The 19,641-nt window shown below is 72.3% G+C and carries 15 protein-coding genes, 2 tRNA genes, 1 other RNA gene and 1 pseudogene; 10 read left to right on the top strand and 9 right to left on the bottom strand.

Translation table 11 applies throughout. From position 1 onward, the window contains the following. Nucleotides 1-10 precede the first annotated feature (10 nt). Entirely contained in the window at nucleotides 11-952 is a 942-nt protein-coding gene (locus tag OG870_RS22255; RefSeq protein WP_266583283.1) for a GNAT family N-acetyltransferase, read from the top strand. Here OG870_RS22255 and OG870_RS22250 read toward each other — a convergent pair. Together OG870_RS22250 and OG870_RS22245 are read right to left on the bottom strand one after the other, a co-directional pair. Then, a complete protein-coding gene (locus OG870_RS22250) occupies nucleotides 947-3,631 on the bottom strand; it encodes an ATP-binding protein (protein ID WP_266583285.1) in 2,685 nt (894 codons plus the stop codon). The genes OG870_RS22255 and OG870_RS22250 overlap by 6 nt on opposite strands. A 226-nt stretch (nucleotides 3,632-3,857) precedes the next feature. After that, nucleotides 3,858-4,028, bottom strand: a complete 171-nt coding sequence (locus tag OG870_RS22245; RefSeq protein ID WP_266583287.1) for a hypothetical protein — start codon at nucleotides 4,026-4,028, stop codon at nucleotides 3,858-3,860. Between OG870_RS22245 and OG870_RS22240 the strand changes: the two genes are divergently transcribed. Then, nucleotides 4,027-4,425 (top strand): hypothetical protein, encoded by a 399-nt coding sequence (locus tag OG870_RS22240; protein WP_266583289.1) that lies wholly within the window; start codon nucleotides 4,027-4,029, stop codon nucleotides 4,423-4,425. The genes OG870_RS22245 and OG870_RS22240 overlap by 2 nt on opposite strands. 96 nt (nucleotides 4,426-4,521) lie before the next feature. Here OG870_RS22240 and OG870_RS22235 read toward each other — a convergent pair. Next, nucleotides 4,522-4,609, bottom strand: a tRNA-Ser gene (locus OG870_RS22235). A gap of 73 nt (nucleotides 4,610-4,682) precedes the next feature. Between OG870_RS22235 and ffs the strand changes: the two genes are divergently transcribed. The 3 genes from ffs (at nucleotide 4,683) to OG870_RS22220 (ending at nucleotide 6,006) form a co-directional block, all read left to right on the top strand. Continuing rightward, an RNA gene (gene ffs / locus OG870_RS22230) (signal recognition particle sRNA small type) lies at nucleotides 4,683-4,779 on the top strand. A gap of 53 nt (nucleotides 4,780-4,832) precedes the next feature. Further along, the gene (locus OG870_RS22225; protein WP_266583363.1) at nucleotides 4,833-5,114 is read left to right on the top strand and encodes a hypothetical protein; all 282 of its coding nucleotides are present in this window, start codon (nucleotides 4,833-4,835) and stop codon (nucleotides 5,112-5,114) included. Between the two features lie 514 nt (nucleotides 5,115-5,628). Next, nucleotides 5,629-6,006: a hypothetical protein gene (locus tag OG870_RS22220; protein ID WP_266583365.1), complete on the top strand. Its 378-nt coding sequence runs from the start codon at nucleotides 5,629-5,631 to the stop codon at nucleotides 6,004-6,006. Here OG870_RS22220 and OG870_RS48210 read toward each other — a convergent pair. Next, nucleotides 5,925-6,422: pseudogene (locus OG870_RS48210) on the bottom strand (histidine phosphatase family protein); the annotation flags it as partial. The gene OG870_RS22220 and the pseudogene OG870_RS48210 overlap by 82 nt on opposite strands. 288 nt (nucleotides 6,423-6,710) lie before the next feature. On the opposite strand from OG870_RS48210, the gene OG870_RS22210 reads away from it, so the two are divergent. The 5 genes from OG870_RS22210 to OG870_RS22190 all read left to right on the top strand — a co-directional run bounded on the left by OG870_RS22210 (nucleotide 6,711) and on the right by OG870_RS22190 (nucleotide 15,702). After that, complete coding sequence (locus OG870_RS22210; protein ID WP_327691312.1) at nucleotides 6,711-8,993, top strand: DNA polymerase III subunit gamma and tau; 2,283 nt, start codon at nucleotides 6,711-6,713, stop codon at nucleotides 8,991-8,993. 245 nt (nucleotides 8,994-9,238) lie between these two features. After that, nucleotides 9,239-10,489: a phosphoribosylamine--glycine ligase gene (gene purD / locus OG870_RS22205; protein WP_266583369.1), complete on the top strand. Its 1,251-nt coding sequence runs from the start codon at nucleotides 9,239-9,241 to the stop codon at nucleotides 10,487-10,489. Between the two features lie 485 nt (nucleotides 10,490-10,974). Next, nucleotides 10,975-12,960 carry a hypothetical protein gene (locus OG870_RS22200; RefSeq protein ID WP_327692325.1) on the top strand — a complete coding sequence of 662 codons (1,986 nt, stop codon included), beginning with the start codon at nucleotides 10,975-10,977 and terminating at the stop codon, nucleotides 12,958-12,960. A 177-nt stretch (nucleotides 12,961-13,137) separates the two neighbouring features. After that, nucleotides 13,138-14,640, top strand: coding sequence for a N,N-dimethylformamidase beta subunit family domain-containing protein (locus OG870_RS22195; protein ID WP_266517185.1), 1,503 nt, complete (start codon nucleotides 13,138-13,140; stop codon nucleotides 14,638-14,640). A gap of 162 nt (nucleotides 14,641-14,802) precedes the next feature. Beyond that, a complete protein-coding gene (locus OG870_RS22190; protein ID WP_266517182.1) occupies nucleotides 14,803-15,702 on the top strand; it encodes a phosphoribosylaminoimidazolesuccinocarboxamide synthase in 900 nt (299 codons plus the stop codon). A gap of 188 nt (nucleotides 15,703-15,890) precedes the next feature. Here the strand turns inward: OG870_RS22190 and OG870_RS22185 are convergent. The 5 genes from OG870_RS22185 to OG870_RS22165 all read right to left on the bottom strand — a co-directional run bounded on the left by OG870_RS22185 (nucleotide 15,891) and on the right by OG870_RS22165 (nucleotide 19,547). Continuing rightward, nucleotides 15,891-15,963 (bottom strand) — tRNA-Gly (locus tag OG870_RS22185). Between the two features lie 23 nt (nucleotides 15,964-15,986). Continuing rightward, complete coding sequence (locus tag OG870_RS22180; protein ID WP_266517179.1) at nucleotides 15,987-16,601, bottom strand: response regulator transcription factor; 615 nt, start codon at nucleotides 16,599-16,601, stop codon at nucleotides 15,987-15,989. Further along, a complete protein-coding gene (locus OG870_RS22175; protein ID WP_266583371.1) occupies nucleotides 16,598-17,812 on the bottom strand; it encodes a sensor histidine kinase in 1,215 nt (404 codons plus the stop codon). The genes OG870_RS22180 and OG870_RS22175 overlap by 4 nt, the downstream gene beginning before the upstream one ends. A gap of 20 nt (nucleotides 17,813-17,832) precedes the next feature. After that, complete coding sequence (locus OG870_RS22170) at nucleotides 17,833-18,612, bottom strand: ABC transporter permease (RefSeq protein ID WP_266583373.1); 780 nt, start codon at nucleotides 18,610-18,612, stop codon at nucleotides 17,833-17,835. After that, nucleotides 18,609-19,547, bottom strand: coding sequence for an ABC transporter ATP-binding protein (locus OG870_RS22165; RefSeq protein WP_266517171.1), 939 nt, complete (start codon nucleotides 19,545-19,547; stop codon nucleotides 18,609-18,611). Before OG870_RS22165 ends, OG870_RS22170 begins: the two co-directional genes overlap by 4 nt. Between the last annotated feature and the right edge of the window lie 94 nt (nucleotides 19,548-19,641).

Genomic DNA, 19,641 nt, shown 5'->3' with positions numbered 1-19,641 from the left:
GGGAGGGCACATGTTGATTCGTCCCACGACCGAGGCTGACCTCGATCGCATAGTCGCCGTGACGGTCGACGAACCCATCGGCTGGATCCACGCCGACCGTTATCGCGATGAACTCGGCCAGGGAATGTACCGGCCCGAGTGGACCTGGGTCGCCGAGGACGGCGACCGGGTGGTGGCCCGGGCCCTGTGGTGGGGACAGTCGTCCAGTGAGCACCCGGTCGCCCTGGACTGCCTGTACGTCGACGCCTCAGTCGTCGACCGCACGGCCGTCGCGGCCGAACTCCTCGCCGCCGGCCTGCGGGCGTTCGCCGAGCAGGGCGCGCGCAAACTGCCCTTGTACAACCTGACATTGCCGAACGGCTGGCGCGAGGACCCGGCCGTCGCCGCCGCCCTGGCCTGGCGGCGCGGGGCGGCGCTGGCGGCCGGTCTCACGGACGAGGTGGAACGGCTGCGCCTGGAGTGGAGTCCCGGCGCCGGGGTGCCGCGCTCCAGCGGCCGGCTCACCTTCGACGAAGCCACGGACGAGGAGTTCCTGGAGGTCTTCCGGCGCATCGCCCAGGGCAGCCTGGACGGTGAGACCCGCAGGAACCTGGCGGCCAAGGGCGCGGCGGCCACCGCCCGGGACGAGATGGACTTCTACCTGGGCTGCCCCGGCAAGCGCGAGTGGTGGCGGCTTGCGCGCGCCGCCGGCGGAGAGGTCGCGGGCCTTGCGATCCCGTCGGCGACGCCGTACAACCGCAACGTCGGCTACCTGGGGGTCGTCCCGGAGTTCCGCGGCCGGGGTTACGTCGACGACCTGCTTGCCGAGATCACCCGGGTGCACGCGGAGGCGGGCGCCGAACTGATTACCGCCACTACGGATACGGGCAATGCGCCGATGGCCGCGGCCTTGGCCCGGGCCGGCTACCAGACCGCCGAGATTCGGATGATCTACTCGGCGCCCGCATCATGAGGCAAGGAGCGAGGCCAGTTCGGTGCGGGAACTGATGCCGAGCTTGGGGAAGGCGCGGTAGAGGTGGTGCCCGACCGTGCGGGGGCTCAGGAAGAGCTGCGTGGCGATCTCCCGATTGGTCGCCCCGGTGGCGGCGAGCCGTACGACCTCGCGCTCCTGCGGGCTCAACCGGCTGATCCGTCCGTCCGTGGGACCGGCCGCGTCATGGGTCTCGCCCGCGGCCTGCAGTTCCGCACGAGCCCGGCGGGCCCACGGCTTGGCGTCCAGCTTCTCGAAGGTCTCCAGCGCCTCGCGGAGGTGGTCGCGGGCATCGATGTTGCGGCGCAGTCGGCGCAGCCATTCCCCGTAGACGAGCTCGGTGCGGGCCCGTTCGAAGTCGCCGCCGTCCGCGTGGAGACGTACGGCCGCCGCGAAGTGGTCCTCGGCCTCGCTGTCCGGGCCGGTCAGGGCCGCACAGCGGTGGGCCATCGCGGCGACGGGCGGCCGGCTTACGGCAGCCGCCCAGTCCGCGAGTCGGCGCGCGGGCTCCTTCGCCCGCTCCGGATGGCCGGCGCGCACCGCGGCTTCGGCGAGGTCGGGCAGCAGGAACCGGGCGAGCAGTGGATGGCCCGCTTTCTGCCGCGCTGCCTCAAGATGCTCCAGCGCCGTCTGCGCCCGCCCAAGGCCGAGTTCGAGCAGCCCCAGCGCCCACAAGGCATTCGCCGTGCCCCGCCCGACGCTGCGCGGGCGGGTGTATTCCAGGGCTTGCTCCGCCAGGGAGCGGGTCTCTTCCTCGCGGCCCCGGACGGCGGCGAGGGTAGCCAGTACGGCGCGCAGATGTGCGGCCCGGTGGGTGAGGGCGTAGTAGTCGGCGAGCCGGAGTCCCTCGGCGGCGTGCGCGTGTGCCTGATCGAACCGGCCGAGCGCCAGTTCGGCTTCCGCGAGCAGGTGCAGCGTGGTGGGCAGCCACCCGCTGATGCCCTGCTCGCGGCAGAGGGCGACCGCTGCGGTGGCGATCTCGTGCGCCTCCGCGTGGCCGGCGACCAAGTGGCAGTAGATCCCGGTCATCAGCTGGTCCATGAGTCCACTGCCGGGCAGTCGGCAGGCCCGTACGAGTTCGCGCAGGGAGTTCAGGGCGCCGGGCACCTCGCCGTTGAGCAGGAGGGCGGGCACGGCCAGCACCGGCAGGTCCGGAGCGCGGGCCGCGATCTCGCCTATCAGGGCGGCGTTCCCCGAGGAGAAGGCCGCGTGGACCGCGTCGGTCAGGAGGGAGGCGAGCTTGTCGGGGCGACTGGGCGCGATGAGGTCCGCGCATTCGCCCAGGATGCGACCGGCGGCCGCCGGGCTGCCGCAGCCGAGCTCGACGACGGCTCGCACGCGGGCGAAGTCCGCCGCCATCCCGGGATCCTGCACGGGAAGCGGCACCTGGTCGGCCAGGGCGCCGCAGCGCTCGTCCTGTCCGGCTTCGCCGGCCTTCTGGGCCGCGCTGATCAGGAGCCGCGCCCGCCGCTTCGGGTCTTCGGTGAGCTGGGCGGCCCGCTCGTAGGCGGCGGACGCGGACGCCATCGCCTGGCGGCTGCCGGCCCACTCGGCGACGTGCTCCAGTTCGTCGGCGACCCGCTCGTCCGGGCCCGTCGCCGCGGCTGCCAGGTGCCAGGCGCGCCGGTGCGCGTGTCGGGCGGTGTCCAGCGTCGCCGCCAGCGCTTCGTGGGCGGCGATGCGCCGGGCGAGCGGGGACCCTTGGTAGGCCGCATACCGGACGAGTGGGTGCCTGAAGCGCAGCACCTCCCCGGACAGGGAGACAAGCCCGGCGCGTTCGGCGGGCTCCAGGTCTTCGATCGCGGCGCCGCACCGGCGGGCCGCGCTCAGCACCAAGGGCAGATCCCCGGTGTCGTCCGCTGCGGACACCACGAGCATGGTCTGGGTGGCTTCGGGAAGCCGGCCGATCTGCCCCGCGAGGGCGTCCTGCAAGGGGCCCCGCAGCGGGGACGGCGCCTCGGGCAGCGCCAGCGGGCTCAACTGCCCGGCCCGCTGGGCCGGGGTGAGCGCGGTCGGGAGCTCGATGAGGGCGAGCGGGTTGCCATCCGCCTGGTCGATGATCCATTCCGCGACGTGCGGCGGGAGGCCGGGGATCAGCGCCGCGGCCGCCTCCCGGTCGATCCCTTCGACGTGGAGCAGGGGAAGGCCCTTCGCCACGCTGCCATGGGCCCCGTCGCGCGCGGCGAAGAGCATCACGGTGCCCTCGGCGCGCAGCCTGCGGGCGACGAAGGTGAGTACGTCTGCGGATGGCCGGTCGAGCCATTGCACGTCGTCGACCAGGCAGAGAAGCGGGGCATCGGCGCCGATCTCCGACAGCATCGACAGCACAGCGAGACCGACGGTGAAGCGATCATGCACCGCGTCCTCGGTGAGTCCGAAGATCGCTCGCATGGCTGCGGCCTGCGGTGTCGGCAGCCGGTCGATTACGTCAAGGACGGGCAGGAACAGCTGGTGCAGCCCACTGAAGGCAAGCTCCATCTCGGACTCGATGCCCTCGACACGCAGCACCCGCACGCCGTCCGCCCGCTGGGCGGCATAGTCGAGCAGCGTGGTCTTGCCGATCCCGGCCTCGCCGTGAATCAGCAGGCTGCTGCTGGCTCCCTGCCGACAATCGGTGAGCATCCGCTCTATTCGCCGCTGTTCCGCACTTCGTCCCAGCAACGCCCGCCCCCCGCCGTCGAGTCCGGCCGCGCCCCGTCGGCGCCATTAGTACCAGTTCAGAGCCAACCACGATTCACCAGCGAGATCATCACCGAGAACTTGGGCGCCGGCCCCAGGGCCGCCGTGTTACGACCCGCACGCCGGCTGTGGTGATGCACCGGGGCCGTCGAACAGCGGGCCAGTGGCGGGGAGTTCTCCGTCGCGCGATCTCGGACGTGCGGCGAGGTCACGAGGTCCCAGTGGTGGGGTAGTCGCCGACGGCGGCGGCGAGGAGGACGAAGACATGGCCCGCCGCCGGGGGCAAAGCGGCCTCGATCTCGTCGTCGGTGCGGCCGGCCAGGGTGAGTTCCTGGATGCGGCGGAACAGTACGCGGTCCGCGGCGGCGGTCGGGGGCATGGGGCGCGATGGACAGGGCGGGTTCCGGGGTGACTGCGGCCAGCGCTGCTGCCAGCGCCTCCTCACGCTGATCGTGCGACTCGCTACCGCGGCCGGCAAGACCGACACCTTCCTCGGCGAGCGCTACCGGCGCATCGGCCGTCGCCGAGGCAAGAAGAAGGCTCTGGTCGCCGTCGGCCGCTCGCTCCTGGTCGTGATCCGGCACCTGCTCTCGCCCCCGGGCACCCGGTTCCACGACCTCGGTTCCGGTTACTACGACTCCCGCATCGACCCCGAACAACGCAAGCACAACCACGTCCGCCAACGCGAAGCCCTCGGCTCCACCGTCGCCCTGCAGCCCACCACACAGCCCCCGACCGCGCTCCATCCGTCGGCTCACACGCTCGTGGGCCGATGACGCGCGCTTTCCGAACTCTCCATTGAAGAGACGCACAACGTCGAAGGGCCCCACCGCGAACGGTGGGGCCCTTCGACATCGTGCCCGGTGAGGCACTGGCGGAGGATACGAGATTCGAACTCGTGAGGGGTTGCCCCCAACACGCTTTCCAAGCGTGCGCCCTAGGCCTCTAGGCGAATCCTCCGCCGGGAACATTACATGAAGTGGGAGGGTGCTAGCGAACTCGTTCGGGCGCCCGGCGATCAGGTAGGCTGGGGTTCAGCCCCTCACGCGGCGCTATCTGACTGAACTCCCCCAGGGCCGGAAGGCAGCAAGGGTAGGTCGGCTCTGGCGGGTGCGTGAGGGGTCTTCTGTTGCGTGGACGCCCCTGCTGCCGCCGTCGCCCCCGTCGGTGACAGATCCCGCCGGTGCGCGCGCAGGAAGACTCGCTCGTCGATGTAGACCGCGATGAAGAAGACCAGCGCGACGCCGAGGCCGATGACCGACGGGTGATGGCCGGTGGTCGGGGCCAGGATGGCGGTCATGGCGAGCCAGAGGAACACGTTGGGCGTGTTCTGGGTGATGAACATGTCACGGCCGAGAGCGGTGCCGTGGGGGCGCATGTGGAGGAACAGCGCCGTCAGTCCCCGCAGGATCGTCAGGGCCGCCGCGGTGATGACCATTCCCAGCAGCAGGTGACCGGCCAGTGATGCCGTCAGCCCGGTCGGCGGGGTCAGCGCGAACGTGGCCAGGCCGGCGAGCGGGATCAGGGCCAGGCCGCCCAGCCAGTTCCAGTTCGTGCTGAGGGCGCCCGCGCGGATCGGATCGTGCCGGCGCAGGACCTGGGCGCCCGCGCCGGGCAGGACTAGGGCGGCGAGCAGGACGGCCGCGTACGTGAGCAGCGCCGGTTCGAGGGTGGTGAGCGTGTGTGCCTGAGTCGCCCCGCCCGGCAGCATCACCGGCAGCGCCAGGCCCGTCAGCAGCACTGCCGGCAGGGCCAGTGAGGCGGCCACCGTGTGGCGTACGGCGAAGAAGTAGTCGCCTCCCCAGAGGAGGGAGAGGGTGGGGGCCAGCAGCGCGGGTGGGAGCAGGAGGAAGAGTCCGGCCAGCTCCAGGGGGACCGAACGGGCCGTCCAGAGGAGGGCCAGGCCCAGCACCAGGCGGGGGAGGAGCAGGGGCCAGGCCGTGTGGAGGCTGGCCATCGGGCGGCGGAGCGTGTGCGGATTGACCCGCAGCATCGCGAAGAACGAGCCGACCGACAGCAGCGCCGTGAGGGCGGTGGTGAAGGCCCAGGCGGGGACCCGTATCCCCAGCGCGAGCTGCGCGGCCACCCCCGCCGCGGCCGCGCCCGCGACCAGCAGCGGGAGGCGGATCTCGACGATCTCGCCGAGGTCGTTCAGCAGTCCCGCCGCCGCGGGGGCCGCGACCGCCCGGCGCAGATCGTCCTCGGAGAGCGGACGGGCGTTGGGGATCTTGAAGTCGCGGTACGCATCGGGGGCGGCGCCCGCGACGACCAGCGCGAACATCTCCACGATGTACTTGTGGGCGACGACGAGGACCGTCCGGCCCGCGCGCGAGGCGGGCAGCAGTACGTCGTTGTAGTACGCGGCCACGCGCGCGTGCATCTCCGTCCAGGTCTCGCCGCCGGGTGGCCGGCCGGTCGGGGAGTGGAACGCCTCCGTGTACCCGGCGAAGCCGATGCCCTTCTTCACCAGGCTCTTGTTGCGACCGCTGTAGATCCCGAAGTCGCGCTCTATGAGGGCCTCGTCGACCGTCACCCGGTCCGGCGGCTCGGGCAGCCGCTCGATGATCGTCCGGGCGGTCTCCTGGGCGCGGCGCAGCGTGGACATGTGCACTTCGTCGATCCGTACGCCCCCTGCGGCGAGGGCGGCGACCCGGTCCGCCGCCTGGTCGGCCTGGCGCAGGCCGAGCGCGGTGAGCGGGGCGTCCAGCCGTCCGGCGAAGCGGTTCTGCTCGTTGGCCTGGGACTCTCCGTGACGGATGAAGTACAGAGGCATGGATCTCCTCGTGTGGGGGGTGAGGGGGTGCCTGGGGGTGCGTGGGGTGGGTGCAGTGGGTGGGGGTGCCGGGGAGGTGTGAGGGGTGTGACGGCAGACAGAGTTGTTCTGGGTCCGAAGTTGTACGTGTTCTACTTGACTCTTCAACTTCATCATGGGGGGCAGGCCGTTTGCATGAAGTGGCTGTAAAAAACCCAGAGACGGCCGATCACCGCCCGATGACGGCCGATAACGGCTGTTGAAACCGCGCGGTCCGCGTTGTCAGTGGGCGCCTATAACCTCGTATGCGTGTCGTCTCTCGCGCTGTACCGCCGCTATCGCCCGGAGTCGTTCGCCGAGGTCATCGGACAGGAGCATGTGACCGACCCGCTGCAGCAGGCGCTGCGCAACAACCGGGTCAATCACGCGTACCTGTTCAGCGGCCCGCGCGGATGCGGGAAGACGACGAGCGCACGCATCCTGGCCCGTTGCCTGAACTGCGAGCAGGGCCCCACGCCGACGCCGTGCGGCGAGTGCCAGTCGTGCCAGGACCTGGCGCGCAACGGCCCGGGATCCATCGACGTCATCGAGATCGACGCCGCGTCGCACGGTGGTGTGGACGACGCCCGTGAGCTGCGCGAGAAGGCCTTCTTCGGACCCGCCGCCAGTCGCTACAAGATCTACATCATCGACGAGGCCCACATGGTCACGTCGGCCGGTTTCAACGCGCTGCTGAAGGTCGTCGAGGAGCCGCCGGAGCACCTCAAGTTCATCTTCGCGACCACCGAGCCCGAGAAGGTCATCGGGACGATCCGGTCGCGTACGCACCACTATCCGTTCCGGCTCGTGCCTCCGGGGACGCTGCGCGAGTACCTCGCCGAGGTGTGCGGGCGCGAGGACATGGCGGTCGAGGAGGGCGTGCTGCCGCTGGTCGTGCGGGCGGGCGCGGGTTCCGTGCGTGACTCCATGTCCGTCATGGACCAGCTGCTCGCCGGAGCGCGGGAGGAGGGTGTGACGTATGCCATGGCCACCTCCCTCCTCGGCTACACCGACGGCTCGCTCCTGGACTCCGTCGTCGAGGCCTTCGCCACCGGCGACGGCGCCGCCGCCTTCGAGGTCGTCGACCGCGTCATCGAAGGGGGCAACGACCCGCGCCGCTTCGTCGCCGACCTGCTGGAGCGGCTGCGCGACCTCGTCATCCTCGCCGCGGTGCCGGATGCCGCGGAGAAGGGTCTGATCGACGCCCCGGCCGACGTCGTGGAGCGCATGCAGGCTCAGGCGGGCACCTTCGGCGCCGCCGAGCTCAGCCGCGCCGCCGACCTCGTCAACGAGGGCCTGACCGAGATGCGCGGCGCCCACGCGCCCCGTCTCCAGCTCGAGCTGATCTGCGCCCGCGTACTCCTGCCCGCGGCCTACGGCGACGAGCGCGCCGTGATGGCCCGCCTCGACCGCCTGGAGCGGGGCGTGAACTTCTCCGCGGGCGCCACCATGCCCGCGACGGGGTACGTACCCGGGCCCGACGCACACAGCGGAGCGGCCCCCGGCCCCGGCTTGGCCGCCGCCGATCCGGCCGCGCCGGTCGCGCCAGTCGTGCCGGTCGCGCCGGGAGGCGGACCCGCCGCAGCCCGAGCGGCGGTACGGACATCGGGCGCGCCGTCCGCCGGAATCGGCGCCACCCCGCCGACCCCCGAGGCAGCCGCACCCCCGGCACCCCCCGGGCCCGCCGCTCCGGTGACCCCCCAGCCCCAGCCCCAGTCCCAGTCCCAGCCCACTCCGCCTACGGCGGCTGCCGCCCCCGGCGCCTGGCCCACCGCTGCTCCGGCCGGCGGCGGCCGACGCCCCGGCGGCTGGCCCACGGCGGCGCCCACGGGCACCGGCCGCCCCTCTGCCGCCCCCGCCGCCTCCAGCGCGCCGACACCCGCACAGGCACCGGCACCCACGCCCACTTCCCAGCCGGCAGCGCCCGCCCCCGCAGCCGCGTCCTACGCGCCCCCCAGTGGTGGCCTGGACCCCCGGATGCTCTGGCCGAACATCCTGGAGGCGGTCAAGAACCGCCGCCGCTTCACCTGGATCCTGCTCAGCCAGAACGCCCAGGTGGCCGGCTTCGACGGAACGACCCTCCAGCTGGGCTTCGTCAACGCGGGAGCCCGCGACAACTTCGCGAGCAGCGGCAGCGAGGACGTACTGCGGCAGGCGCTGAGCGAGCAGTTCAGCGTGCAGTGGAAGATCGAGGCGATCGTCGACCCGTCCGGCGGCTCCGCCCCGCCCCCCGCGGGCGGCGGCCCCGGCGGAGGCGGTACCCCGGGCGGCTACGGCACCCCAGGCGGCTACGGCACCGGCACGGCACCGCAGCGCCCCGCGTCCCCACCGGCCCCCTCCGCACCCGCCACCCCGTCAGCACCGGTCACCCCCGCACCCAGTGCCGCCCCCGGGCCCCAGCCGGCCGCCCCGGAACCCCCACCCCCGGTCGCCCCCGAGGACGACATCCCCGAGGACGACGACCCCGACCTCAACGAGTCGGCCCTCTCCGGCCACGACCTGATCGTGCGCGAACTGGGCGCGACGGTGTTGGAGGAGTTCTCGAACGAGTAGCCGGGGAGCCTTTCAGGACGAGGCCCCTCAAGTGCCGAAGCGAGGATCGCGGGGTGCAGCCCAGCCCCCGGGGACGCCCACATCGACGCGGGACTGGCTTCAGTCACGCTGGCTTCAGCCGCGCCGAATTCAGCGGTGCACCGGATTCAGCCGGGCCGGATTCGGAGGAACGTACAGCGTGCTGCCCTCCTCGTCCTCGGCAACCCGCACAAACCTCCAAGCCCCGCGCCGGTTAGGCTGACCCCGTGAAGGTCCTCGTCATCGGTAACGGCGCCCGCGAACATGCCCTGTGCCGCTCCCTGTCCCTCGACCCCGGCGTCACCGCCCTGCACTGCGCCCCCGGCAACGCCGGCATCGCCGAGGTCGCCGAGCTGCACCAGGTCGACGCGCTGGACGGCAAGGCCGTGTCCGCGCTGGCCACGGAGCTCGGCGCCGATCTCGTCGTCGTGGGCCCGGAGGCGCCCCTCGTCGCCGGGGTCGCCGACGCCGTGCGCGAGGCGGGCATCCCGGTGTTCGGCCCCGCCAAGGAGGCCGCGCAGATCGAGGGCTCCAAGGCCTTCGCGAAGGACGTCATGGCGGGCGCGGGGGTTCCCACCGCACGCTCGTACGTCTGCACGACCCCGGACGAGGTCGACGAGGCGCTCGACGCCTTCGGCGCTCCGTACGTCGTCAAGGACGACGGCCTCGCCGCGGGCAAGGGGGTCGTCGTCACCGGCGACATCGAGGCTGCGAAGGCGCACGCCAACTCCTGCCAGCGCGTCGTCATCGAGGAGTTCCTCGACGGCCCCGAGGTCTCGCTCTTCGCCATCACGGACGGCGAGACCGTCGTACCGCTCCAGCCGGCCCAGGACTTCAAGCGCGCGCTCGACGGCGACGAGGGCCCGAACACCGGTGGCATGGGCGCGTACTCGCCGCTGCCGTGGGCTGACCCGAAGCTGGTCGACGAGGTCCTGGAGACCGTCCTCCAGCCGACCGTCGACGAGATGCGCCGACGCGACACCCCCTTCTCCGGCCTGCTCTACGCCGGCCTCGCGATCACTTCGCGCGGTGTGCGGGTCATCGAGTTCAACGCCCGTTTCGGCGACCCCGAGACCCAGGTCGTCCTGGCCCGCCTGAAGACCCCGCTGGCCGGCGTCCTGCTCGCCGCCGCGAACGGCACCCTGGCCGACGTGGAGCCCCTGCGCTGGAGCGAGGACGCCGCGGTCACCGTGGTCGTCGCCTCGCACAACTACCCCGGCACTCCCCGCACCGGCGACCCGATCACCGGCCTCGACGAGGTGGCCGCAGAGGACGCCCCGCACGCCTACGTCCTGCACGCCGGAACCAAGCACGACGGCGACTCGGTCGTCAGCGCGGGCGGCCGCGTCCTGTCCGTCACGGCGATCGGCAAGGACCTCACCAAGGCCCGCGAACGCGCGTACAGGGCCGTCGCCCGCCTCCACCTCGACGGCTCCCAGCACCGCACGGACATCGCCGCGAAGGCGGCGGGCGCCTGACGGTCGCCACCGCCACCGCCACCGCCACCGCCACCGTCACTGCCACGGCCGCCGTCACCATCGCCACCACCGACGCGGCCCCGCCCGGATGAATCGCACAGGTCCCGGATCCGTCTTCGGATTCGGGACCTGCTGTCGTACCCGACCTCCTGGCCCCATCTCCCCCCAGTCCCATCTCCCACCAGTCCCAGCTTCCCTCCCGGCTCCACCTCCCCTCTTGGAATCCAAGTCAAAAACCGGGGCCTGATCTTCGCTGTCCGTCATCCACCTCTGACCAAAGCCATTCCATCGAGTGACCGCTCCCCCAACCGGCTGACGGGGGTGAAGGCCCCAACTAGGGTGCGGCGCAAGCGGTCCGGCACTTGGCCCACCGGCATTGCGATGTCAGTGGCGGGTGCCACAGTGGGGGAGTGAGCAACACCAGGACAGGCAGACAGTCAGGACAGCTGGGGAGGGGGTGAGGTCCGGTCGTGACCGGTACGGGTATGGGTGTGGAAGTGGGCGCGCAGGCAGCGCGTTCGAGGGCCCTTGCCGTGCTGCGCATCCGCAGCAGGGCGTTGGCCGTGGCTCTGCTCCCCGCTGCCGTCGCAGTGGTGTTGATGGCCGGCGGTTCCACGGGCCATCTCGTGGGGTCGTTCTGGCAGGCGGCCCGCTGGGCCGTGACCCCGGTCGCCGTCCTCGTCCTGCTCGCCGCGGGCGCCATCGCCCTGGTCGTCGCCCGAGCCCGCCCCGCCGTGAGCCCGACGGTCCCGATCGCCGAGGAATCCGCCCCGGACCTGTACCGAATGGTGCGCGACCTCGCCGACCGCCTCGACGTCCCCGCCCCCTCCGCGATAGCGCTCACCCCGGACTGCGACAGCTGGCTGGAGGACCGCACCCACCCGGTCCACGGCCCGCCCCCGCCGCCCGACCGGGACGAGATAGCGGGTGTGCGAGGCGCCCACCGGCGCACCGCCGCGGCACCGGTCCTCGTCATCGGCTCCCCCTTCCTGTGGTGGATGCGCGTCGGCGAACTGCGTGCGGTTCTCGCCCCGGTCATCGCCGGTACGGGACCCTCGGCGCACCCGGACATAGCCGCGGCCCGCCGCTTCGTGCGTGGCCTGGACGCCGCGGTGGCCGTCGCCTCGACGCCCGCCCGCTGCCCTCTGACCCGTTCGATGTGCGCGGGCGTCGGCTGGGTGGCCCGGCTGCTGCTGCGCAGCTGTCGGGAGCATGCGACCCAGATGGAGCGAGGGGTCGCGACCGCGGCTTCCGAGCGTGCACAGGCTGTGGACTACGGCCTCAGGATCGTCGCCCAGGAACAGGTGGGCCTGGCATACGCCGGCTGGGACCGCCTCCTGACCCGCGTCGCACTGCCCGCCTGGCGGATGGGCCGGTGGCCCTCCCGGCTGGACGCGGGCGTCGTGGCCGCGCTCACCGAACTCTCCCGACGCGACCGCCTGGCCGAGGGCTTCGCCTCCCGCCTGGGCGAGCGCCCCGCCTGCGACCTGCTCGAAGAGCCCGGGACGGTGGACGAGGCGGTCTCGCTCCTCGCCGCCCGCCTCTTCCACGGCGGCCCCGCGGAGCCCGGCCCCGACTGGTCCCCGGTGCACTGGGGGGAATACCCGGACGAGGTGGTGGACCGCAAATGGCGCACGGACGCGGCCCGCCTCCACAAGGTCCTGGACACCCTGGGCGTACACCGCACCCCGGGTCCCACCACCCCCACCTCGGAGGGGCCGACCCTCTCCCGAATCCTCGACCACCTCGCAACTCCCCCACACCCACTACCGGCCTGGCCCACCTCGGAGCTCGCAGCCCCTGAGCGGCCCACGCCCGCCCCCGCCCCCGCCCCCGCCCCCGCTGCCTCGACCGCTCCCGCACCCGTCGACGCCGAGTCCCTCCCACAGGGACCACCCGCACCCGACGAAGAACCCGGTCCGGACCCCGCTCCCGACGGCGACCGTGCCCCCAATGTCGATCCCGACGCCGACGGCGACCCTGCCCCCGACGGCGACCCTGCCCCCGATGTCGATCCCGACCCCGATTTCGACGCCGAGCCCGAGAACGAACGTACAGCCAGCCTCGCCGCGGGCCTCACCGCCGAACTGGCCCGCGAGGAAGCCACAGCAGCCGCCACAGCCACAGCCACCACCACGGCCAAGGCCGCCGCCGCTGAGGGGACCACCCCCGACACCCCGCTCTGGGACGACGGCACGCTCCCCCTCTTCCCGCTCCAACCTCCCCGCACAGCCCGCGAGTTGCTGACCGACCACGTCACCGCGATGGTCTGCTGCGCCGCCATGGACACCGCAGGCGCGACCCCAGGCCTCGACTGGCTCGACGGCCCGTCCCTCCTCATCAACGGCGCACGGGCCACCGATCTGACCCCCCGGGTCCTCAGCCTCGTGGAAGACGGCGACCCGGCCCCCCTCCGAACCTGGCTGCTCGAAACCGGCATACGCCCCGAGAAGCCCGTCCGGCTGGTCTGACGCGAGCGGAACCTCGCATTCCACTTTCGGCCAATTCGCAACGAATAGTGACCACATGGGTGCGCAATGTGATGTGCTGGGACCGATCGGGCACATGGCAAGGGCTTGCGGCACACGCCGAGCGCCGGCGCAGGCAGGCAGCACGCGACCACGGGGGATCGAGGGAGGGGAGCGACCATGGGATCGGAGCAGATCCGCCGCTGGGAGTCCGGAGCGCTGGCGCACGCCGTGACCGACCCCTTCGGCCAGGGCCCCGTCCCCTGGCTCCGCGGCAGCGAGACCTACTTCGACGACACCGGCCAGGTCGTCCCCTGGTATGTGGACGCCCCCCAGCAGTCGCCCGCGGGCGACCTCACGGACACCCCTCGCGTCCCGGCCCCGCGATCCGCCGGAGGCCCCCGCTCCGCGGACGACGTCCGCCGTCAGATCAAGGGCTTCATCTCCACCGGCGCGGTCGCCCCCGGCGAGCCCGTCGACTTCCACGTCACGGTCGACCCGCCCCAGGAATTCAGCGTCGACATCTACCGCATCGGCCACTACGGCGGCGACGGCGCGGCCAAGATCACCACCAGCCCCCGTCTCTCCGGCATCGTCCAGCCCCCGCCGCTCGCCGCCGACCGTGCGGTCTCGTGCCATCACTGGTGGCTGTCCTGGCGGCTGCAGATCCCGTCGTACTGGAGCATCGGAGCGTATGTCGCCGTCCTCACCACGGCCGACGGCTACCGCTCCCACATCCCCTTCACGGTCCGCGACAACCATCCGGCGGACCTGCTCCTGCTCCTGCCGGACGTGACCTGGCAGGCATACAACCTCTACCCGGAGGATGGCCGCACGGGCGCGAGCCTCTACCACGCCTGGGACGAGCAGGGCCGTCTGCTGGGCGAGTCCGACGCGGCGACCACGGTCTCCTTCGACCGTCCGTACGCCGGCGCCGGCCTCCCTCTCCACGTCGGTCACGCCTACGACTTCATCCGCTGGGCCGAGCGCTACGGCTACGACATCGCGTACGCCGACGCCCGCGACCTGCACGCGGGCCGTGTAGACCCCACCCGCTACCGCGGCCTGGTCTTCCCGGGACACGACGAGTACTGGTCGTCCAACATGCGCCGTACCGTCGAACTCGCCCGCGAGCACGGCACGTCCCTCGTCTTCCTCTCCGCCAACACCATGTACTGGCAGGTGGAGTTGGGCCCGTCCCCGTCCGGCGTCCCGGACCGCCTCCTCACCTGCCGCAAGCGCAGGGGACCGGGCAAACCGGTGCTGTGGCGCGAAGTCGACCGCCCCGAGCAGCAGTTGGTCGGCATCCAGTACGCGGGCCGGGTCCCCGAACCCCACCCCCTGATCGTCCGTAACGCCGATCACTGGCTGTGGGAGGCGACCGGCGCGCACGACGGCGACGAGGTCGAGGGCCTGGTCGCGGGCGAGGCCGACCGCTACTTCCCGCGCACCCCGCTGCCCGAGCACGAGGACCGCATCCTGCTCGCCCACTCCCCGTACACCGACTCCGAGGGCGTCCTCCGCCATCAGGAGACGTCTCTGTACCGGGCCCCCTCCGGCGCCCTGGTCTTCGCGTCCGGGACGTTCGCCTGGACCCCGTCCCTGGACCGTCCGGGCCATGTCGACGCACGCGTCCAGCGCGCCACGGCGAACCTGCTGGACCGCATCTGTAAACGTGACTGAACTCACGTATGCCCGCGTCACCGCCCCTTACGAGCCCACCCCACCCCTAGGGCGATCCCCGGCATACGGGAGAATCGAGCCAGTGGCCCGCCTGTCACGCACCACCACCCTGTTGGAGCCCTGCGGGCGCGCGCCCCTTTCGTTCAACCACGGGGAGGAACCGTGTCCGGATTCGTAGAAAAGCCCGAGCCGATTCAGGTTCCGGGCCTGGTGCACCTGCACACCGGCAAGGTGCGCGAGCTGTACCAGAACGAGGCCGGCGACCTCGTGATGGTCGCCAGCGACCGCCTGTCCGCGTACGACTGGGTGCTGCCGACCGAGATCCCCGACAAGGGGCGGGTCCTCACGCAGCTGTCCCTGTGGTGGTTCGACCAGCTCGCCGACCTGGTCCCGCACCACGTCCTGAGCACCGAGCTGCCCCCGGGCGCCCCCGCCGACTGGGCGGGCCGCACCACGGTCTGCAAGTCGCTCCAGATGGTCCCGGTCGAGTGCGTGGCCCGCGGCTACCTCACCGGCTCCGGCCTGCTGGAGTACAACGAATCCCGCACCGTCTGCGGCCTCGCCCTCCCCGAGGGCCTGACCGACGGCAGCGAACTCCCGGCCCCGATCTTCACCCCGGCCACCAAGGCCGCGGTCGGCGAGCACGACGAGAACGTCTCCTACGAGGAGGTCGCCCGCCAGGTCGGTGCCGACACCGCCGCCCAGCTGCGCCAGGCGACCCTCGCCGTGTACTCCCGCGCCCGCGACATCGCCCGCGACCGCGGGATCATCCTCGCGGACACGAAGTTCGAGTTCGGCTTCGAGGGGGAGAAGCTGGTCATCGCGGACGAGGTGCTCACCCCGGACTCCTCCCGCTTCTGGCCGGCGGACGAGTGGGAGCCGGGGCACGCGCAGCCGTCGTACGACAAGCAGTTCGTGCGCGACTGGCTGACCTCGCCTGCCTCCGGCTGGGACAGGAAGAGCGAGCAGCCCCCGCCGCCGCTGCCGCAGGAGGTCGTGGACGCGACCCGCGCGAAGTACGTCGAGGCGTACGAGCGGCTGACGGGCATGAGCTGGGCGTAGAGCCTGTTGCGAAAGTGGCTCCCCCAGAGGGGGTGCCCCCAGCCGCAGGACGCCCGGCACGCACTCTCGCCGCGCGGCCGCGCTTCGGGCGTCGACGTCACTTTCGCAACAGGCCCTGAGCCGAGAGCCCCCGGCTCCGGCCGGGGCAACGCGAAAGCCCCCGGCCGGAGCCGGGGGCTTTCATACGGAGCGAACGACGAGGTTCGAACTCGCGACCTCAACCTTGGCAAGGTTGCGCTCTACCAACTGAGCTACGTTCGCACTGCGCCGAAGCGCGATGCCCACTATACCCAACCTCGCTCGCGGGCGAGCCGCACCGCCGCGTGACGGTTCTCCGCACCGAGCTTCGAGACGGCCGACGACAGATAGTTCCGTACGGTCCCCTGCGACAGCGCGGCCCGTTCGGCGATCTCCGCCACGGGCGCGCCGTCGGCGGCGAGTTCCAGCACCTCGGCCTCCCGCAAGGTCAGCGGGGAGTCCCCGGAGGCGATCGCGTCGGCGGCCAATTCCGGGTCCACATACCGCTGTCCGGCATGGACGGTCCGGATGATCTCCGCGAGCCGCTGGGCACTCACCGTCTTCGGAACGAACCCCCGCACACCCGCCGCAAGCGCCCGCTTCAGATGCCCGGGCCGTCCGTGACTGGTGACGATCAGTACCTGGCAGCCGGGCAGTTCGGCACGCAGGGATGTGGCCACCTTCACACCGTCGGCGCCCGGCATCTGGAGATCGAGCACGGCGACATCCGGTTCGTGCGCCCGGGCCATCGCCAGCGCCTCGGTTCCGGACGCCGCCTCGGCCACGACCACGAGGTCGTCCTCCAGCCCGAGCAGCGCGGCTAGCGCGCCCCGGATGAGGTGCTCGTCGTCGGCGAGCAGCAGTCGTACGGCAGCGGTCACGCGGGGACCTCGCTCACGGCCAGCGGCACCTCGGCCACGACCCGGAACACGTCCCCACCGGCCGGCCCCGCCTCCAGCGTGCCGCCCACCGCCGACAACCGCTCCCGCAGCCCGGCCAGTCCGGAACCGCCCTTCGTCGTGGGCGGGCCGGCCCCGTCGTTCTCCACCGTCAGCACCACGCGTTCCTCCGTCACCAGCAGAGCCACCCCGCACCGTCCGGCGTCCCCGTGCCGCAGCACGTTCGTCGTCGCCTCGCGGACCACCCAGCCGAGCGCCGACTGCACCTCAGCGGGCAGCCCGGCCGTCTCCCCCGTCACCTCGCAGTCGATCCCGGCGGCGGTCAACACGCCCTGCGCACCGGCCAGTTCGACCCCGAGATCGGCCTCCCGATATCCCCGTACGACATCCCGTACCTCCCGCTGCGACTCCTGCGCGATCCGCTGCACCTCGATCATCTGGTCCACGGCCTCGGGCCGCCCCCGGCGCGCCAGCTGTACGGCGAGCTCGCTCTTGAGCGCGACGACGGCGAGGTTGCGCCCCATCACGTCGTGCAGATCCCGCCCGAACCGCAGCCGCTCCTCGGCGACGGCGAGCCGGGCGCGGGTCTCGCGGGCCTCGTCGAGTTCGTAGACGGCGTTCAGCAGCCAGACCGAGAAGATCGCGGTGAAGGCCAGGAACCCGGCGCCCAGGAACACGCCCAGCATGGTGAGCACGGTGGCGGGACCGGGGGTGCCCAGTGGGAACGAGACGGCTCCCGCGCCGATCGAGAAGCCGCACACGATCGCGCACACCCGCCGCCGGTCACGCACGCCGAGCGAGATGACCCCGGCCGCGACGACCAGAACGACCCCGAACACACCGCCCGCCGTGGCGTCGACGCCGTCGCCCTTCGGTCCGCGCTGCGCGATCCACACCGCCGTGACGGCGATCACGGCGGTCACGACGGCGAGCGTCCACAGCAGCCGCACGGGCTGTGGACGGCGCCCGCGGGTCCAGTCCAGTGCCCGGGACACCGTCACCATGCACGCCACGGCGTGCACCGCCACCAGGCCCAGCAGCGCTCCACCGAGCCTCGGCCCCAGCGTGCCGACGGCCGGCAGCCCGATCGCCAGGATCTCGGTCACGCCGAAGAAGTGGAACGACCACCGCGTGTACGTCTCGACCTTCGCCGGTGTGCTCTTGCGCCGCCACCAGCCGCGTGTCCGCCCCATCCCCCCGAGCCCTCCGTCCGTCAACGCCGCGGTTCCCACCGGAACCACCGCCGTACAGCAAACACCGCGAGCACTGTCCAGGCCAGGGCGGTCGCCAGGGCGCCCAGTGCCTCGTACGCGCTCAGCCGCCCGGTCCATCCGCCGCCGACCAGCCGTACGGAGGGAGAGAGCGGAAGGAGTTCGCAGACGGAGGCGAGCCGATCCGGCAGGATCCCGGCGGGGATCGCGATGCCCGAGCCCATCATCGACACGAGCACCAGCGGCAGCGCCGTGAACTGGGCGCTCTCCACGGTCCTGGTGAAGGTGGCGGTGAGCGCGGCGAGCGCGGCGCACAGCGTCAGGCCCGACAGGATGCCCAGCACGGTCAGATACGGCGCCCGGGGCGCCCCGGCGTCGATGAGCAGCACGCAGCCAGCGGCCAGCACAAGGGACTGGGCGAGGCCGACGCAGACGGCGGGCAGCGCGGTGCCGAAGAGGATCTCGTGGTCGCCGAGTTCCCCGGTCCGCAGCCGCTTCAGGACGAGTTCCTCGCGGCGGGCGACGAAGGCGCTCACCAGGGCCGTGTACACGGAGAACAGGAAGGAGAAGCCGATCGCGGCGGTCAGCATCACCGTGCCGATGTTGAGCCCCTGGCTCTTGAGGTCCATCTGGTCGACCGCGGGCCGCACGCTGAAGGGCACCGCGAGCGGCACGAGCAGCGCCGTGGCCACCGCGCTCCGGTTGCGGACGAGCAGGGTGAGCTCGGCCCGGGCGAGGGCGCGCAGCCGGCGCGCGGCGGGGGCATGGGCGAGGGCGCTCACGCTGCCACCTCCCGCTCCCGGGCGATCCCCAAGAAAGCCTCCTCCAGCGACGCGGACCGCACATCGAGCGCCCGCAGCTCCACCCGGGCCCGCTCGGCCCACACCAACAACCCGGTGGCGGCCCGCTGCAACTCCCGCGTCCGCAGCCGTACGAGATCGCCGTCCACCTCGTGCCCGCACACCCCCAGCTCACCGAGCGGCGGCAGGTCCCCGAGGAAGTAGCCGTCCGGCAGCCGGAAGGAGATCCGCGAGGGCTGTGCGGCGGTCACCTCGCCCGGTGTCCCGGTCGACGCGACGCGCCCCTCGTGCAGGATCGCCAGCCGGTCGGCGAGCGCCTCCGCCTCCTCCAGGTAATGCGTGGTCAGCAGCACGGTCGTCCCCTTGTCGCGCAGCGCCCGCACCAACTCCCAGGTGTCCCGGCGCCCTTCGGCGTCCAGCCCGGTCGTGGGCTCGTCCAGGAACAGCACCTCGGGCTCGCCGAGCAGCGCGAGCGCCAGGTCCAGGCGCCGCCGCTCACCCCCGGACAGTTGCTTCACCCGCACCCCGGCCCGCCGTCCGAGCCCGACCAGCTCCAGCGCCTGGGCCTCGGGCCGCGCCCCGCTCACACACCCGGCCCACATCCGCGCGGTCTCGGCGACGGTCAGCTCGGACGGAAACCCGCCCTCCTGCAGCATGACCCCGGTACGAGGCCGTACGGCGCCCCGCTCCTCGTAGGGATCGTGCCCGAGCACCCGCACCCGCCCCCCGGCCGGCCGGGCGAGCCCCTCCAGCAACTCGACCGTGGATGTCTTGCCCGCGCCGTTGGTGCCGAGCAGCGCGAAGATCTCGCCGCGGGCCACGGAAAAGGTGATTCCGCGTACGGCCTCGAACCCGCCCCCGTACACACGTCGCAGGTCAGTGACCTCAATCACGTGTTCGTGTTCGTTGGTGTCCATGACTTCAGCGTCCCGTCGACCGGGATCCGGCAGCAGTGCGCGGTGTCATCTCTCCGTATGACAAATGTCAGAAGGGAGTCGGCACACGAAAAAG

Source organism: Streptomyces sp. NBC_00461, assembly GCF_036013935.1.
Taxonomy (GTDB): Bacteria; Actinomycetota; Actinomycetes; order Streptomycetales; family Streptomycetaceae; genus Streptomyces.
The sequence above is the reverse complement of the archived record's forward strand: the minus strand, read 5'-3'. Positions and strand labels throughout refer to the sequence as shown.

Bases quoted from the DNA above. Each gene is read 5' to 3' on its own strand.
- OG870_RS22255 (WP_266583283.1), top strand. From the start codon at position 11: ATGTTGATTCGTCCCACGACCGAGGCTGACCTCGATCGCATAGTCGCC.
- OG870_RS22240 (WP_266583289.1), top strand. From the start codon at position 4,027: ATGGGGCGCGATGGACAGGGCGGGTTCCGGGGTGACTGCGGCCAGCGC.
- OG870_RS22245 (WP_266583287.1), bottom strand. From the start codon at position 4,028: ATGCCCCCGACCGCCGCCGCGGACCGCGTACTGTTCCGCCGCATCCAG.
- OG870_RS22200 (WP_327692325.1), top strand. From the start codon at position 10,975: ATGGGTGTGGAAGTGGGCGCGCAGGCAGCGCGTTCGAGGGCCCTTGCC.
- OG870_RS22195 (WP_266517185.1), top strand. From the start codon at position 13,138: ATGGGATCGGAGCAGATCCGCCGCTGGGAGTCCGGAGCGCTGGCGCAC.
- OG870_RS22175 (WP_266583371.1), bottom strand. From the start codon at position 17,812: ATGGGGCGGACACGCGGCTGGTGGCGGCGCAAGAGCACACCGGCGAAG.
- OG870_RS22165 (WP_266517171.1), bottom strand. From the start codon at position 19,547: ATGGACACCAACGAACACGAACACGTGATTGAGGTCACTGACCTGCGA.